The organism is Nocardia sp. NPDC004573 (assembly GCF_053602135.1).
In genome coordinates this window covers 132017-147892 of sequence record NZ_JBSGDA010000018.1, presented here as the reverse complement: position 1 = coordinate 147892, position 15876 = coordinate 132017, and the positions used below count along the sequence as shown (strand labels likewise).

12 protein-coding genes and 1 pseudogene are annotated in these 15876 nt (G+C 68.4%); 8 read left to right on the top strand and 5 right to left on the bottom strand.

Going from position 1 to position 15876, the window contains the following annotated elements; translation table 11 throughout:
* Position 1: 1 nt before the first annotated feature.
* The 3 genes from ACWEKR_RS25475 to ACWEKR_RS25465 all read left to right on the top strand — a co-directional run bounded on the left by ACWEKR_RS25475 (position 2) and on the right by ACWEKR_RS25465 (position 3824).
* The gene (locus tag ACWEKR_RS25475) at positions 2 to 1360 is read left to right on the top strand and encodes a S1 family peptidase (protein ID WP_452356597.1); all 1359 of its coding nucleotides are present in this window, start codon (positions 2 to 4) and stop codon (positions 1358 to 1360) included.
* Positions 1361 to 1535: 175 nt separating this feature from the next.
* Entirely contained in the window at positions 1536 to 2798 is a 1263-nt protein-coding gene (locus ACWEKR_RS25470) for a S1 family peptidase (protein ID WP_452356596.1), read from the top strand.
* A 138-nt stretch (positions 2799 to 2936) separates the two neighbouring features.
* Positions 2937 to 3824, top strand: a complete 888-nt coding sequence (locus ACWEKR_RS25465) for an NRDE family protein (protein WP_452356595.1) — start codon at positions 2937 to 2939, stop codon at positions 3822 to 3824.
* A gap of 64 nt (positions 3825 to 3888) precedes the next feature.
* Here the strand turns inward: ACWEKR_RS25465 and ACWEKR_RS25460 are convergent, their stop codons facing one another.
* Positions 3889 to 4593 carry a hypothetical protein gene (locus ACWEKR_RS25460; protein ID WP_452356594.1) on the bottom strand — a complete coding sequence of 235 codons (705 nt, stop codon included), beginning with the start codon at positions 4591 to 4593 and terminating at the stop codon, positions 3889 to 3891.
* Positions 4594 to 5053: 460 nt separating this feature from the next.
* Between ACWEKR_RS25460 and ACWEKR_RS25455 the strand changes: the two genes are divergently transcribed.
* From ACWEKR_RS25455 to ACWEKR_RS25445, 3 genes and pseudogenes are all read left to right on the top strand, one after another.
* Complete coding sequence (locus ACWEKR_RS25455; protein ID WP_452356593.1) at positions 5054 to 8200, top strand: (Fe-S)-binding protein; 3147 nt, start codon at positions 5054 to 5056, stop codon at positions 8198 to 8200.
* Positions 8201 to 8359: 159 nt separating this feature from the next.
* Positions 8360 to 8462, top strand: a pseudogene (locus ACWEKR_RS25450) (type II toxin-antitoxin system VapB family antitoxin); the annotation flags it as partial.
* Positions 8463 to 8550: 88 nt separating this feature from the next.
* The gene (locus ACWEKR_RS25445) at positions 8551 to 8973 is read left to right on the top strand and encodes a PIN domain-containing protein (RefSeq protein WP_452356592.1); all 423 of its coding nucleotides are present in this window, start codon (positions 8551 to 8553) and stop codon (positions 8971 to 8973) included.
* A 91-nt stretch (positions 8974 to 9064) separates the two neighbouring features.
* Here ACWEKR_RS25445 and ACWEKR_RS25440 read toward each other — a convergent pair whose 3' ends face one another.
* The 4 genes from ACWEKR_RS25440 to ACWEKR_RS25425 form a co-directional block, all read right to left on the bottom strand.
* Positions 9065 to 10213: an acyl-CoA dehydrogenase family protein gene (locus ACWEKR_RS25440; RefSeq protein WP_452356591.1), complete on the bottom strand. Its 1149-nt coding sequence runs from the start codon at positions 10211 to 10213 to the stop codon at positions 9065 to 9067.
* Positions 10213 to 11442, bottom strand: coding sequence for an acyl-CoA dehydrogenase family protein (locus tag ACWEKR_RS25435; RefSeq protein WP_452356614.1), 1230 nt, complete (start codon positions 11440 to 11442; stop codon positions 10213 to 10215). The genes ACWEKR_RS25440 and ACWEKR_RS25435 overlap by 1 nt, the downstream gene beginning before the upstream one ends.
* A gap of 197 nt (positions 11443 to 11639) precedes the next feature.
* The gene (locus ACWEKR_RS25430) at positions 11640 to 11846 is read right to left on the bottom strand and encodes a calcium-binding protein (protein WP_452356590.1); all 207 of its coding nucleotides are present in this window, start codon (positions 11844 to 11846) and stop codon (positions 11640 to 11642) included.
* 468 nt (positions 11847 to 12314) lie between these two features.
* On the bottom strand, positions 12315 to 12851 hold the full coding sequence (locus tag ACWEKR_RS25425) for a YdcF family protein (protein ID WP_324198068.1): 537 nt from the start codon (positions 12849 to 12851) through the stop codon (positions 12315 to 12317).
* Positions 12852 to 12985: 134 nt separating this feature from the next.
* Between ACWEKR_RS25425 and ACWEKR_RS25420 the strand changes: the two genes are divergently transcribed.
* Together ACWEKR_RS25420 and ACWEKR_RS25415 are read left to right on the top strand one after the other, a co-directional pair.
* Positions 12986 to 14308, top strand: a complete 1323-nt coding sequence (locus ACWEKR_RS25420; protein WP_452356589.1) for a UDP-glucose dehydrogenase family protein — start codon at positions 12986 to 12988, stop codon at positions 14306 to 14308.
* 151 nt (positions 14309 to 14459) lie between these two features.
* A complete protein-coding gene (locus ACWEKR_RS25415) occupies positions 14460 to 15767 on the top strand; it encodes an Hsp70 family protein (RefSeq protein WP_452356588.1) in 1308 nt (435 codons plus the stop codon).
* Positions 15768 to 15876 lie beyond the last annotated feature (109 nt).

Here is a 15876-nt window from a genome sequence, read left to right as displayed (position 1 = left end):
CATGCGCAAGTTGGTGGCGCGTCGCGCCGCGGTCAAAGCTGTCGCCATCGCATCGACCGTTCTCCTGGCTCCCTTGTTCGGCACGACCACCGCCTCGGCGGTTCCCGAAGCCCCGGCGCAGCTCGCGGCGGACAATCTCCCCGCGGAACTCGTGCAGGCCATCGCGCGTGATCTGAAGATGACCCCGACGGAGTACCTGGACCGCGCCGCGCGCGCCCAGCAGTTGCGCGACTACGCGCGCGATTTCCGTTCGGAGCGACCCGATTCCTTCGCGGGCGCCTGGATCGGGGCCGACGGCAAGCCCGTCATGGCGGTGACGTCACTGGACGCCGCCAAGATCGCCGCGGCCGACGGCTACCAGACCCGGCTGGCCCCGGTGTCCGCGGACAGCCTGGAGGGCTCGCTGGTGCAGCTCAACCAGTGGATCACCGGACTACCGCGGGAGATCTCGCAGGCGATCAACTCCGTGGCCATCGACTTCCTGAACAGCCAGCTGGTGCTCAGCGTCGCCAACACGCCCGCGGGTCACATGCTCAACCTGCCCACCCTGCTGGCGAACATCAAGGTCATCCTGTCGCCGAACAGCGGCGGTCCGGTCGAGCGCAGGCCGATGGGCGGTGACACCTACATCAGCGCTCCCGGTTCGCTCGCCGATTCGTCGCTGCGCGCGGTCGACGTGTGCTCGTTCGGGTTCAACAGCATCGACGCGTCCGGCAACGCGCTGAACATCAGTGCGGGCCACTGTGATCCGAACCTGGGCAAGGGCAACCAGGAAGCCGGCGTGTACCTGCCGAACGTCCGCGACATCCCGGCCAGCCCCGAACTCGGCACGTTCGTGCGCGCCTCACTGGGTGGACAATCCGCGCTGGACTACTCGGTGATCAAGCTGAACGAGCGCGCGGTGCGGGCGGGCATGGACCAGCCCTCGGTGCGCGGCGCCAACGGCACCACGCTCGCGATCACCGGCACCGCCGACCCGATCACCGGCGCCCCGGTCTGCAAGTCGGGCCAGTCCTCTACTTTCACCTGCGGCTTCGTCGTGGCCGACCGGGTGGAGACGCAGCTCTACACGGCCGAGGGCGAGAGCAAGACCGTGCGCGGGTTCGCCAGCTCGGCCTGCACCCTGGGCGGTGACAGCGGCGGCGCGATCGTGTCCGGCACCCTGGCGCTGGGCATCACCAGCGGTTCCAACGCCGCGGACGCGCCGAACTGCAACGAGGCCAACATCGCGCTCGCGCAGTACGGCGGCACCGCTTCGCTCGGCATCCCGATCCGGTCCATCCTGGCCGACATCGACGCCTCTTCCGGCGGCGGAATCGGCAGCGGAATCGCCGTGCGCACGCGGCCGAACGCGAGCTGAGCGCGAGCCGGAAATCTGTGGCACTCCACATATCCCCGGTCGCGGGGTTATGCCGGAATCGAGAAGCACGAGATGAGTAGGCATACCGCGTCAAACCCCATATAGTCTGCTCATGCTCCTGCCACGTATAGGACCTCCCCGCTCGACTGCGCGACAGACCGTAATCCGAAAGACAGTGATCGCCGCCTCGGCGGCGATACTGCTGTTCGGGCCCACGGCGGCAGTAGCGACAGCTCAGCCCGACCAGGGTTCCGGCCTGCCCGCCGACCTGGTCGCCGCGGTGACCCGCGATCTGAAGATCTCGCCCGACGAGTACCTGCACCGCGCGGAGGTGGCGCAGCAGGTGGCCGCGTTCGCCACCACCGCCCAGCGGCAGTACCCGGCCGTGTTCGCAGGCTCCTGGCTGGACGACGCGGGCAGGGCGGTCGTGGCGCTGGCGCAGGGTCCCGGCGCCGACGAGGCGAAGAAGGCCGCCGAGTCGGCCGGTTTCGAGGTCCGCAACGTCGCCAAGAGCGAAGCGGCCCTGCGTGGCGAGAAGAGTGCGTTCGAGCGCTGGCTGGAGGGCCAGCCGGAGGCGGTGCGGACGCTGGTGCGCGGCGCGGTGGTGGACACCGTGAACAACGCGATCGCCGTGCGCGTGGACCAGGCGGGCCTGCCGATGCCGAACTTCATCGACCCGGCGCGCGTCATCGTGATGGCCCCGCCGGTGGCGGGCGAGCAGGGCCCCGTGCAGGCCGGTGAGATCGCCGGAGAGGCGCGCGGGGCGCTCGCGGGCGGCGACGGCTACGCCTCGGTCGCCGGACGCAGCTCGCTGCGCTGCTCGCTCGGCTTCAACGGCACCGACCGCAACGGCAACACGGTGAACATCACCGCGGGCCACTGCAACCCCGACATCCCCTCCGCGGGCAGCGGCAACGCCGCGGGCGTGTACGAGATGAACGGCGACCGCCTCGGCGCGCAGCTCGGTGTCTTCCAGAAGTCGGTGCTCGGCGAGCAGGACTACTCGATCATCCGGGTCAACGACCAGTCCAAGGACCGTTTCGCGAACAACGGCGTCCGCGCGCCCGGCGCGGCTCCGATCCCGGTCGACGGCGTGGCGACCCCGGTCGTCGGCGCGCCGGTCTGCAAGTCCGGTGCGCGCACCGGCTTCAGCTGCGGTGTGGTCAACGCCGTCGACCAGACGGTGCAGGTCGGCGACCGGGAACTGACCCAGAGCTTCTCGGCCAACATCTGCGCGCTGCCCGGCGACAGCGGCGGTCCGATCGTGACCGGCCGCCTGGCGCTCGGCATCTCCAGCGCGTCGTCGGTGGCGGACTACCCGATCTGCGAGATCCCGAATCTCATCGGCGCCCTGACCGGCAACGTGCCGCAGCTGTTCGCGCAGCCGGTGCACGTGGTGCTCTCCGACAACCCGGGGCTGCGCGTGCGCACCAACTGACAGCGGGAACGAGGAAAGGCCGGCAGCGTCGAGTTGTCGGCCTTTTCGCCGTCTCAGGGGCTTTCCACTGCCCTTACGCGGCCCCCTGCGCCGGAAACCTCGCATGGGGTGCGGCGGCGGTCCGGCATCCTGGACCGCATGTGTTTGGTGTTGATCGGCTGGCGCGCGCACCCGGAATACCGGTTGATCGTGGCCGCCAACCGAGACGAGTTCTACACTCGGCCGACCGAGTCCATGCGCTGGTGGCCCGAGGCGCCCGGCCTGCTCGCCGGACGCGACACCGGAGCCCCGGGCCGGGCCCACGGTGAGCCTCCCGGGACCTGGCTGGGCCTGAGCACCCAGCCCCACGGCGACAATCGCTTCGCCGCCGTCACGAACGTGCGCAATCCCGCCGATCTTCGCCTCGACGCCCGTTCCCGGGGCGCGCTGCTGATGGACTTCCTGCGCGGCGCCTCCGACCGCCGTGCGGCGGGCGAATTCCCCGGGCCGGAGAAATACGTTCTCGACGTCGCCGCCGCTCCGGACGACTACAACGGCTACAACCTGGTGGTCTCCGACCTGCGCACGCTGTGGTGGCATTCCAATCGCAGCGTCGCGGAGCCGCGCGAACTCGCTCCGGGCTTCCATGGCCTCTCCAACGGGACGTTCGTCGCCTCCGCGGGCCCGAACCCGGTCGAACCGGATCTGACGGCGCCACAGCCCGTCTGGCCCAAAATACGGGCGGGTGTAACCGAGTTGCGCGATGTGGTGCAGACCGACCCCGGTGCGGTGGACCGCTACTTCGAGGTGCTGGCCGATCGCACCGAGGCCCCCGAGGATCTCCTGCCGCGGACCGGGGTGCCGCACGAGCTGGAGCGGGCGCTCTCGGCCAGGTTCATCGCGCACACCGTGCACGGCACCAGAGCGAGCACGGTGCTGGTGGTGCGCGAGGACGGCGCGTTCGAGATGGTCGAGCGCTCGTTCGGCAGGCTCGGCGAGGAGCTGGGTGAGGTCGTCGTGCGCGGCCTGCTCGATCTGACCGGCTGAACGAGCAGCGGCCCGCCCTCCGAGGAGAGCGGGCCGCCGATGATTCGAACGAACAGGCGAATGCTTAGTTCGGCTTGTCCGCCCACTTCGTGGTGCCTTCCGGCGCCTGCAGCGTGTTGATCAGGTCGATACCCGCGACAGCCAGCATGGGGCCACCGACCGCCACGGTGCCGAGGATGCCGCCGATGCCCGCGCCCGCGATCGCGGCCGGGATGCAGCCGACACCGAGGAACGGCAGGCCGAGGATGCAGCCGATCACCGCACCGCCGATGACGCCAACGGCGGTGCCGAGGAAGCCACCGACCGCGGTCGCGATGCCGAACTGGCTGGCGAACTCGTTCTGCGCGCGCTGGTTCTCGATCGGCGAGGCGATCGGCTGCGCGACGACGTTGACCGCGTTGGCCGGCTTGTCCTTGGGCACGGTCACACCCTGCTCGGGCGTCAGCTCGAGGACGGTGTTGTCGTCCTTCACGACCGGCTTCACCGGAACGACGGTGTCGGCGACCTTGAAGGCGATCGGCAGCGTGAGGACCGCGTTGCCCTGCGAGTCCTTGATCCGGTAGACGTCGTCTTCCTTGACGTCCTCGGACGACTTGGCCAGCTCGAAGGTTCCCCCCTTGAGCGTCGTCACGACGGTCTTCTCCACCAGCTTGACCGAGTACCGGATGGGGTCAGCGGCCGGTTCGGCATCGGCATGGGCGGTTCCCAGTCCGATGGTCATCGCACCGATGACCATCGCGGCCGCCGCGGTGGTTCTGCGGAGTTTCATTCAGTTTCCAATCCATCATCAGGTCGTACGTCACCGCTGCTCTTCAGCACGCGAGAGCTCTATCCAGCACATCCGGGTGGTCGGCTCCGGATCCTCCCCGAGCAGTGTGAAGACGGTCGCGGTGATCAGAACGTCGTGAGCCTAATAGAACGGCGCGTTTTAAGCGAGATCCCTTATCAGGCATGGGGACTAAGCCAATCCTTACCGACTGGACGGAATGCTTCGCCGTTTACGGTGGTGAACAACCCGCCAGCAGCGGGATCGGCCGAAATTACTGTGACGTTGATCACAGGTAAATAATGGGTCAAGCCCCAGCATATGGGGCTATAGCCCAAAAGCCGATCGTACGATGGACATGGTTGTTACTGGCGGGTAACTTACTGCCGGTTAGGATACGAGCCAACCGACGCGGTAGCAGAATGCGGCCGCGGTCGAGGTGCCTCTAAAGAAAGGTCGCGACATGAATGCCCTGACAGTGACGCTGGGCACGATTGGGGCGGCGCTCAGCCTCCTGTGTTGGGCGTCGTTCATCGGCGGCGTCCGCAATATCGTCCGCGCCATCATGATCGGACAGCCCGCGCCGGACCGTTGGCGGCCCTTCTTCCCGCGCTTCAAGCAGATGATCGTGGAGTTCCTCGCGCATACGCGCATGAACAAATTCCGCACCGTCGGCTGGGCGCACTGGCTGGTGATGATCGGCTTCATCGGCGGCGCCATGCTGTGGTTCGAGGCGTACGGGCAGACCTTCGATCCGGCCTTCCACTGGCCGATCATCGGCAACCTGGCCGTCTACCACCTGTGGGACGAGATCCTCGGCATCGGCACCGTGGTCGGCATCCTGACGCTGATCGTCCTGCGCCAGCTCAACCACCCCCGCCTGCCCGAGCGCTTGTCCCGCTTCAGCGGTTCGAAGTTCGCCCCGGCCTACGTCATCGAGGCGATCGTGCTGCTCGAGGGCCTGGGCATGATCTTCGTGAAGGCGGGCAAGATCGCCGCCTACGGCCACTCCGACCCGGCCACCGACTTCTTCACCCTGCAGGTGGCGAAGCTGCTGCCCGCGAACACCACGATGGTGGCGCTGTTCGCTTTCGTGAAGCTCATGTCGGGCATGGCGTTCCTCTACTTCGTCGGCCGCAACGTCACCTGGGGCGTGGCCTGGCACCGGTTCTCCGCGTTCCCGAACATCTACTTCAAGCGGGAAGAGGACGGCGGCGTCGCGCTGGGCCCGGCCAAGCCGATGATGTCGAAGGGCAAGCCGGTCGACATGGAGACCGCCGACCCGGACACCGACACCTTCGGCGCAGGCCGCATCGAGGACTTCTCCTGGAAGGGCTGGCTGGACTTCACCACCTGCACCGAGTGCGGCCGCTGCCAGTCGCAGTGCCCCGCCTGGAACACCGGCAAGCCGCTGTCGCCCAAGCTGCTGATCATGTCGCTGCGCGACCACGGCTATGCGAAGGCCCCCTACCTGCTGGCCGGCGGCCGCAAGGACATGGGTGGCGACGAGGTCGGTCTGGTCGACGCGGAGGGCAACCCGAACGAGGCGAAGCTGGCCGAGATCTCCGAGGCGGCGAAGGCCGAGGCCGAGCGGCCGCTGGTCGGCGGCGTGGAGGTCAACGGCATCATCGATCCCGAGGTGTTGTGGAGCTGCACCACCTGCGGCGCGTGCGTCGAGCAGTGCCCGGTGGACATCGAGCACGTCGACCACATCATCGACATGCGCCGCTACCAGGTGCTGATCGAGTCGGAGTTCCCCTCCGAGCTCGCCGGTCTGTTCAAGAACCTGGAGAACAAGGGCAACCCCTGGGGCCAGAACGCCAAGGACCGGCTGAACTGGATCAACGAGCTCGATTTCCAGATCCCGGTGTTCGGTCAGGACGCCGACAGCTTCGACGGGTACGAGTACCTGTTCTGGGTCGGCTGCGCGGGCGCCTACGAGGACCGCGCCAAGAAGACCACCAAGGCGGTCGCCGAGTTGCTGGCCACCGCGGGCGTGAAGTTCATGGTGCTCGGCGCGGAGGAGACCTGCACCGGCGACTCCGCTCGCCGCGCGGGCAACGAGTTCCTGTTCCAGCAGCTGGCCCAGCAGAACATCGAGCTGCTGAACTCGGTGTTCGAGGGCGTCGAGGATCGCAAGAAGAAGATCGTCGTCACCTGTGCGCACTGCTTCAACGCGCTGAACAACGAGTACCCGCAGGTCGGCGGCACCTATGAGGTCGTGCACCACACCCAGCTGCTCAACCGCCTGGTGCGGCAGAAGCAGCTGATCCCGGTGGCCTCGGTGTCGCAGAACGTCACCTACCACGACCCCTGCTACCTGGGCAGGCACAACAAGATCTACAACGCGCCGCGCGAGCTGATGGCCGCCTCCGGTTCGAATCTGGTCGAGATGCCGCGCCACGGCGAGCGGTCCATGTGCTGCGGCGCCGGTGGCGCGCGGATGTGGATGGAAGAGCAGCTCGGCAAGCGCGTCAACATCGACCGCGTGGACGAGGCGCTGACCACCTCCCCGGCGAAGATCGCGACCGGCTGCCCGTTCTGCCGCGTGATGCTTACCGACGGCGTCACCGCGCGTCAGGAGAAGGGCGAAGGCGAAGGCGTCGAGGTGGTGGACGTCGCCCAGCTGATGCTGGACGCCATCGAGCGCGTCGAGCCCGCGGTGCTTACGGAGAACCTGACCGTCATCCAAGAGCCGAAGACGCCCGAGGCGGAGCCCGAACCGGAACCGGCGCCCGAACCCGCCGCGGCTCCCGCTCCGGCGAAGGCCGCGCCGAGCGGCGGCGGTCTGGCGATGAAGGGCCCGGCGAAGGCGCCCGGCGGTGGCGGTCTCGCCATTAAGGGCCCGGCGAAGGCGCCCGGCGGCCTGGGCATGAAGGGTGCGGCCAAGGCGCCCGGCGCCAAGGCTCCCGCCGCCGAATCGACGGAGACCGAGGCCACGTCGGCTCCCGCCGCTCCGGTCAAGGGTCTCGCCATGAAGGGCCCGGCGAAGGCGCCCGGTGGCCTGGGCATGAAGGGTGCAGCCAAAGCGCCCGGCGCCAAGGCCGACGCGGCCCCCGCCGCCGAAGCCCCGGCCGAGGCGTCCACAACCGAAGCTCCCGCGGCCAAGCCGGTCAAGGGGCTGGGCATGAAGGGCGGTGCGAAGGCGCCCGGCGGTGGTCTCGCGATGAAGGGCGCGGCCAAGGCGCCCGGCGCGAAGGTTCCGGCGTCCGCCCCTGCGGCCGAGGCCGCGCCCGCCGAAGCGGCTGCGGCACCGGCCGAGGCGAAGTCAGCCGGGACGGTTACGGAAACGGCCGAAACCGGCCCGACCGAGACCAAGCCGACGGTGCCCGCCAAGGGTCTGGCCATGAAGTCCGGGTTCAAGCGGCCCGGTCCCAAGGCCCCCGGCAAGGCGGCAGCTGCCCCGAGGGACGCGGCTCCCGCCGAACCGGCTCCCGCGCAGCAGGCTCCCGTCGCGGAAACTTCCGCCGCGCAGCCCGAACCCGCCGCCGAACCGGAGCAGTCCAACGGCGCGAACGGCAACGGCGCACCCGAAGCCGCGCCGCCCGCCGCCAAGCCCGGCGGTCTCGGCTTCAAAGCCGGCGCGAAAGCGCCGGGCCGGAAGAGCTGAGCGCAGAACTCGCGCAGTGCCATCGGCCGGGTCCGGAAACGGACCCGGCCGATTTGCATATCCAGCAGCCGCTGGTTGCGGCGTGCGCAACCGCCGCTATCGGAACGCGACTACCGTCGATATCATCGAAGGTGAGAATTTGATATCCGGAGGTTCATGATGTCACGGACACTGATCGACATCGATGACGAGGCTCTCGCGCTCGCCGCCGAAGAACTCGGCACCAAAACCAAAGTCGCGACGGTCAACGCCGCCCTACGCGAAGTGGCGAACAGACGTGCGGTCGCGAAGATGCTCCAGCAGCTCCGCGCCAGCGAGACGGACCTCTCGGCCGAAGCGATGAAAGGAGCATGGCACTGAGGACCCTGTTCATGTTGGCGGACAAATCGGCGCTGGAATGGGTCCTCCGCGACGAGGTCGCCGCCGCCGACTTCGCCGAAGTGACCAGCGCACCTGGGGCGCTTGTGGCGGGTTGTCACCTGACCGCTCTCGAGATCGGCTACTCGGCGCGATCTCATGCGGACTACATCGCCAAGATAGCCGGACAGAAGGCACTGGTCTGGCTTCCCGTGACGGAAGAAGCGATGGACCGCGCGCTGGAGGTGCAGGGGCTTCTCGCCGCTCGAGGCGCACATCGCCTACCGATTCCGGATCTGATCCTCGCAGCGACGGCCGAGGTACACGACGCGACCGTTCTGCATGTCGACAGCGACTATCAGACGATCGCGGACATCACCGGTCAGCCGCATCGGCGCCTCGGGACGAAAACGTAACCAGCCGTTGTGACCAGCGGCGCGCGCGGCCGAGGGCAGGTACGGTACGCACCCTGGCCGCGGCGGGTAATGCCCCGGCCAGGGTCCAGAACTACGGCCGGGTCAGCGCGGCGTACCTGGCGAGGTGCTCATCGCTGGAGCCGAATTCGTGCTCGATCACGGTGAGTCGCTTGAAGTAGTGGCCGATGGCCAGTTCCTCGGTCATGCCCATCGCGCCGTGCAGTTGCACGGCGTTCTGTCCGATGAACCGGGCCGCCCTGGCAACGGTGACCTTCGCCGCCGAGACGGCGCGGGCGCGGTCCGCGGCGGGCGCGCGCAGCGAGTGGACGGCGAGATGGACCGCCGCGATGGCCTGTTCGAGTTCGATGTACATATCGACCATGCGGTGTTGCAGCGCCTGGAAGCTGCCGATCGGCTGACCGAACTGCTCGCGCTGCTTGGCGTAGTCGATGGTGTCGGCGAGCACCTTGCGCATGCAGCCGACCGCTTCGGCGCAGATCGCCGCGATCGCCTCCGCGATGGTCGGCTCGATGGCGGCCCAGCCGTCCGACTCCGCGCCGAGCAGGGCGTCGGCCGGCAGGCGCAGGCCGGTGAACACCAGGTCGGCGGCGGTACGGTCGTCGATGGTGCGGTAGGTGTGCACCTCGACGCCGGGGGGCGGATCACCCGCGTCGAATTCGAGCCGGAACAGCGAGATCCCCGCCTTGTCGCGCCGCTCGCCGGACGTGCGTGCGGTGATCAGCAGGTCGGTGGCCGGCGCGGCGCCGGTCACCACGATTTTCGCGCCGTCGAGCACCCAGGCGTCGCGGTCGCGGCGGGCAGTGGTGGACACGTCGTACAGGGCATGCCCCGACGTCGGCTCCAGCGCGGCGAACGCGATGCGCGCGTCCCCGGCCACGATCCGGCGCAGTGCGGCATCGGCCTGCTCCCCGCCGCAACGGTCGAGCAATCCGGCGCCGATCACCACCGTGTCCACGAACGGCTCGACCACCAAGGCCCGGCCGAGTTCCTCGGCGATCACCATGAGCTCGACCGGCCCGCCGCCCGTGCCATCCACCCGCTCGGGCAGGGTCGCACCGAGAATGCCCAGTTCGTCGGCGAAGCCGCGCCAGACGGCGGGCTGCCAGCCGACCTCCGATTTCGCCGCGATGCGGCTCTTCTCCAGGTCGTAGCGAGCGCCGAGATAGCCGGCGATCGCGGAGCGGAGCATTTCCTGCTCGTCGGTAAGCGTGAAGTCCATCAGAGCCCCAATGCTGCTTTGGCGAGGATGTTTCGCTGAATCTCGTTGCTGCCCGCGTAGATCGAGCCCGCTCGATCGTTGAAGTACTTCAGCGGTGCGACGGCCTGCCAGGCCGCGCCACTGTGGTAACCGTCGGCGGGGGGTGTGAACTGGGCGATCGGCCCGCCGGGCTTGGTGGCGTGCGGCTGGTACACGCGCCCGCGCGGTCCCGCGGCCTCCAGCGCCAGTTCGGTGAGCTTCTGGCTCAGTTCGGTGCCGAGAATCTTGAGTATGGAGGACGCCGGACCCGGGTGCTTGCCCTGCGCCATCGCGGAGATGGTGCGATATTCCAAGATCTCCAGGACCTCGGTGCGGATGCGCAGGTCCGCGAGCTTCGCCGCGAAGGCGCGGTCATCGATCAGCGGGTTGCCATCCGGACCGGGCTGCTGCGCCGCGTTGGCGGCGATGTCCTCGGCCATGACCTGCAGCCACGGCGCCGCCGCTCCGCCGCGCTCGTGTACCAGCAGGTATTTCGCGACGGTCCACCCGTCGTCGATCCGGCCGAGCACATTGCTCTTGGGCACCCGCACGTTGTCGAAGAAGACCTGGTTCTGCACCTGCTCACCGGAAGTCATCACCAGCGGCCGGATCTCGATGCCCGGCGCGGTCATGTCGATCAGCAGGAACGTGATGCCCTGCTGCTTCTTCCCGGTGCGCGAGGTGCGCACAAGGCAGAAGATCCAGTTCGCCTCGGTGGCGTGGGTGGTCCAGATCTTGCTGCCGGTGCACACGAAATCCTCGCCGTCGTCGACGGCGGCCATGGACAGCGCGGCCAGGTCCGATCCCGCCTCGGGCTCGGAGTATCCCTGGCAGAAGAAGACCTCGCCGGTGAGGATGCGCGGCAGGAAGAACGCCTTCTGCTCTTCCGTGCCGAACGCGATGATCGCGGGCGCCACCATCCTGATGCCCATCGGCGAGAGCGCGGGCGCGCCGGCCAGCGCGGATTCCCGTTGGTAGATGTAGTGCTGGGTCAGGCTCCAGTCGCATCCGCCGTGCTCCACCGGCCAGGCCGGCGCCGCCCAGCCGCGCTCGTGCAGGATTCGCTGCCATTCCATGCTCGCCTCGTGGTCGGGATACACGCTCGTCGCCAAGCGCCCGGCCCGCCGCAATTGCGGCGTCAGCTTCGCGTCGAGGAATGCGCGCACCTCGTCGCGAAACGCCAGATCCTCCGCTGACCAGTCGTAATCCATCTGCCCTCCCGGAGAGGTGTGCACCGTTGCTTCCATGGCGGCCATCCCGCCACCACGCGACAGAATGTACGGGCACTTCTTTCACAGAGTCAAAGTGACGTCATCCGCCCGCACATTGATTACCAGGTAGTACCGGCAGACGGACCTGCATCGCGGATCCGACCGCCGGTCACTCCGAACCGACCGACAGCCCGGGGTCAGCCGCAGGAACTGGGTTCGCCGATCTTGACCACCGACAGCACGGCCTCGCCTTCGCCGATCAAAACTCCCGGCCCAGGCGACTGCGCCACCACGATCCAGTTTCGGTCCATCACCTGCATCCGCCCCTTCCCGGTCGCATCTTTGGAGCGCGAAAAGAAGACCCCGGCCGCTTGAATGGCGTCCTGCGCATCCTGCAGATTCATGCACACCACGTGGGGCATGGGAGCTCGGGTGGCCGCCGGTTGCGATGCGGGCGCAGCTGGCGCAGGAGGTGGCGCCGGGGAAGCGGCAGCCGCTGGGGAACTGGGCAGCGCTGCGACGGAAGTAGCCGAGGCGACCACGGCGCTCCGGCTGGTAGAGGTGACGTGTGCCGATTTCGGCCTCGGACCGTCTGCGCCAGTTCCGCCGACCGCGCTGCCGATCAGGCCCACTACCAATAGCCCACCAAAGGCGGCCGCCACCCACACCCACAGCGGCGGCCGACTCTTAGGCGGCTGCCGCTCGGCAGGCGGACCGTACGGATTGGGTAACGGCTGATAGGTCATCGGCAGTTTCCTTGCTCTCATCTGTATTGAGGCACCGCGGGTCGATGCACACGGACAGCAGATCGAGATGCCGATCACATTCGTTACGAGTTGGCTATCAATCGCTTCCGATGGACCCGCAGTGAGTCAACAGTCCTCGAAAAAGGCCTTTGTGAAGCCCACGGATTGGTAGGCGTAGTCGTAGGTCCAGCGGGGGATGGACAGGGCTGGTTCGGGATCGACGAAGAGGAGTTCTCCGTTCCAGCACTTCTGCAAGACGTAGCGGGCTCGGGAGATGTGGGGAGTGAAGGTGACGACGATGACTCGCCGCCAATTGTGGGCTCGGGCCAGGCGGGCGAGTTCGCGGCCCTCGCCGCGGGTGGTGCGTGGGGACGGGTCGAAGCAGACGACTTCGAAGCTGTAGCCGCCGTGGCAGATACGGTTCAGCATGGCACTGTTCTCATAGGGATCGGAGAACACCACGCGAGGCGCGTACCCCTCGCGCGCCAAGCGCAGACCCAGTTGCTCGCGGCCGTCGTGCGCTCCACCCAGGACGAGAACGGCGTCCGCCGACGCGGGCGGGTCGGTCCGCGGGCGCACATAGACCGGCCACAGCGCAACCGTCGCGACGACCACCGCCACGCCGGCGCCGAGCCCGCTCCACACCCACCGACGACGTCGCACCGCGTCGATGCTAGCGACCGTTATGCGAGGTCACGGCACCGTGGTCACCGATGTCGCCGCATGTACATCTGCTGTTGCCCGGACCCTTGCCTCGCTGACGTGGCGCGGCCACCGGAGGGGCTTACCAATCGATCATGCGATGCACAGTCTTCGGAACCGGGTATCTCGGGGCCACGCACGCGGCGTGCATGGCCGAACTCGGGCACGACGTCATCGGAGTGGACGTGGACCCGGGCAAGGTCGCGAAGCTGTCCGACGGGGTGGTGCCGTTCTACGAACCGGGCCTGGAGGGTGTGCTGCGTCGCAACCTCGACGCGGGCCGTTTGCGGTTCACCACCTCCTACGCCGAGGCGGCCGCGCACGCGGAGGTGCATTTCCTCGGCGTGGGCACCCCGCAGAAGAAAGGCGAGTACGCCGCCGACCTGAAATACGTGCACGCGGTGGTGGATACGCTCGCCCCGCTGCTGGAACGGCCCTCGGTGATCATCGGCAAGTCGACGGTTCCGGTCGGCACGGCCGCCGCGCTCGGAGCCCGCGCTCGCGCCCTGAGTTCCGCCGACGTGGAGGTGGCGTGGAACCCGGAATTCCTGCGGGAAGGCTTCGCGGTCAGGGACACCTTGCGCCCCGACCGGCTGGTCCTCGGCGTCGACCCGGGGCGTGCCGCCGCAGGGTGGGTCGAGGATCTGGTGCGCGAGATCTACGCCGATCTCCTCGCCGCCGAGGTCCCGTTCCTGCTCACCGACCTGGCGACAGCCGAATTGGTGAAAGTCTCCGCCAATGCCTTTCTGGCCACGAAGATCTCGTTCATCAACGCGGTGTCGGAGGTGTGCGAGGCGACCGGCGCCGACGTGACCATGCTGGCCGACGCGCTCGGCTACGACGCGCGCATCGGCCGCCGATTCCTCAACGCGGGCCTGGGTTTCGGCGGCGGGTGTCTGCCGAAGGACATTCGCGCGTTCATGGCCCGCTCCGGTGAACTCGGCGCCGACCACGCCGTCGCCTTCCTGCGCGAGGTGGACAACATCAATATGCGCCGCCGGACCAAGGTGGTCGACATGGCCGCCCGCGCCTGCGGCGGTTCACTGCTGGGAGCCAACGTCGCGGTGCTCGGCGCGGCGTTCAAACCGGAGTCCGACGACGTCCGCGACTCGCCCGCGTTGAACGTGGCAGGCATGATCCAGCTGCACGGGGCCGTGGTGACCGTCTATGACCCCAAGGCACTGGAGAACTCGCGCCGGGTGTTCCCCACCCTGAATTACGCGACTTCCGTGACCGAGGCGTGTGAGCGGGCCGATGTGGTGCTCGTGCTCACCGAATGGAACGAATTCACCGCGCTGCGGCCACAGGACCTGGACGGTGTGGTGCGGACCCGCTCGATCATCGACGGCCGGAACTGTCTCAATCGTGCCACCTGGAGAGCAGCCGGATGGGTGTACGCGGGACTCGGTACACCGTAGAGTTGCGGGGCGAGGCGGGCTACTGCCAGACAGACGACCAGTCCTGCCTTAAGCACAGCTGATCGCCGACGGTAGGGTCCGTCCAGCGGGTCTCCGCCGACGGACGGCGCAGGCTCGCATGTCGTGAAGTGTGAAACGAGATGGGCAGCTGATGAGTTCGGTACTGGGAGTTTCGGTGGGGGCCGGCGCTGTCCGTATGGCGCGGCCGCACGCCGGTAACCCCCACGGGCATGTCTCCCCGCATTCCTTCGATCTGCAGACCATCCCGGTCCTGGACCAAAGCGTGGAAGAGCTGGCGGCCGAAGCCATCGGGGTCACCCTGGAAGCCACGCCGGGAATCGGCGCCACCGCGATCGCCTACCGCAGTGAGCAGCACGCCCGCGCCATCCGCGCCGCGATGGCGCGCCAGCAGCTCACCAATTACGAACTCGTGCCGGAGATCGCGGCGGCACTCGAATTCGCGCAGGCCACCGGGGATATTCGGGGCATCTCCTCGCTGGTCGTCTACGACCTGGGCAGCTCGGGTCTCACGGTGAGCGTGCTCGACACCCAGACGCGCGAGGTGCGGCACAGCGAGCGCACCAGCGACATCAGCGGCGACTATCTCGACTCGTTGATCCGAGAGCAGCAGATCGCCTCGGGGCGCATCGCGCATCCGCCGAACGCCGCGGGCCTGGCCGCGCTGGACGCGCTGTGCCGGGAGGCGAAGGAGCAGCTGACCAGCAATACCGCGGTGGCGCTGCCCAGCGAGCAGGGTTTGGTCCTGCTCGCGCAAGAGAACTTCGAATCGCTGATCATGCTGGCCATCGAGTCGTCGGCGCGGATGGCGCGCGACGTGATCGTGCGCTCGGACCGCCCGGTGCACGGTGTGCTGGCCATCGGCGGTTGCGCGCGGATCCCGCTGGTGGCCAAGGTGCTCGAACGCTGGATGGGCGTGCCCGTCATCGTGCCGGACAGCCCGGAGACCGTGATGGCGCGCGGCGCCGCGCTGCTGGCCAGACCGGTCCGCAAGGAGACGCCCGCCGCGGCCGCGGCGCTGGACGACGAGCTGTCACCCGCCTGGTTGTCGGCCCCGGCCCAGCGCGGCAAACGCGAGATCAGCGGCGCCGTGTTGACGGTGAGCGCGCTGGCCGTGGTCGCCGCGATCGGGCTCGGCCTCGGCTACGGACCCCAGGTGCTGGAACGGGATTCGCACACCAGCGAGGGCGCGCCATCCCTGTCCCCGACCACCGCACCGCGCACGACCAGCTTGGATCCGCAGATCGCGGTCGCGCCGGGCACCACGGAATCGCCCGCGCACGAATCGGTCGCCGCGCCGCCGCCGAACCGGCGGCAGACCACCAGCGAGGCGCCGCCGACGCCCGGCCCCAACACCATTGTGGTGCCGGGCCTCCCGCCGATCGTGGTCCCCACGATCCCGCCGGAGGTCTTCCCTTTCCCTCCGCCGCCACCACGCTGAGCCGCACCACCCGCAGCGAATCGCCCTGACGTGGCAGGCTTCACGCGGGTCGCACTCGTCCAACGCGCCGGGCTCCACGCGGGTCGCACTCGTCCAACGCGCCGGGCTC

What these genes read in the sequence shown, in the direction of transcription:
- ACWEKR_RS25475 (WP_452356597.1), top strand. Translation starts at nt 2, where the DNA reads ATGCGCAAGTTGGTGGCGCGTCGCGCCGCGGTCAAAGCTGTCGCCATC.
- ACWEKR_RS25465 (WP_452356595.1), top strand. Translation starts at nt 2,937, where the DNA reads ATGTGTTTGGTGTTGATCGGCTGGCGCGCGCACCCGGAATACCGGTTG.
- ACWEKR_RS25460 (WP_452356594.1), bottom strand. Translation starts at nt 4,593, where the DNA reads ATGAAACTCCGCAGAACCACCGCGGCGGCCGCGATGGTCATCGGTGCG.
- ACWEKR_RS25455 (WP_452356593.1), top strand. Translation starts at nt 5,054, where the DNA reads ATGAATGCCCTGACAGTGACGCTGGGCACGATTGGGGCGGCGCTCAGC.
- ACWEKR_RS25445 (WP_452356592.1), top strand. Translation starts at nt 8,551, where the DNA reads ATGGCACTGAGGACCCTGTTCATGTTGGCGGACAAATCGGCGCTGGAA.
- ACWEKR_RS25440 (WP_452356591.1), bottom strand. Translation starts at nt 10,213, where the DNA reads ATGGACTTCACGCTTACCGACGAGCAGGAAATGCTCCGCTCCGCGATC.
- ACWEKR_RS25435 (WP_452356614.1), bottom strand. Translation starts at nt 11,442, where the DNA reads ATGGATTACGACTGGTCAGCGGAGGATCTGGCGTTTCGCGACGAGGTG.
- ACWEKR_RS25430 (WP_452356590.1), bottom strand. Translation starts at nt 11,846, where the DNA reads ATGAATCTGCAGGATGCGCAGGACGCCATTCAAGCGGCCGGGGTCTTC.
- ACWEKR_RS25420 (WP_452356589.1), top strand. Translation starts at nt 12,986, where the DNA reads ATGCGATGCACAGTCTTCGGAACCGGGTATCTCGGGGCCACGCACGCG.
- ACWEKR_RS25415 (WP_452356588.1), top strand. Translation starts at nt 14,460, where the DNA reads ATGAGTTCGGTACTGGGAGTTTCGGTGGGGGCCGGCGCTGTCCGTATG.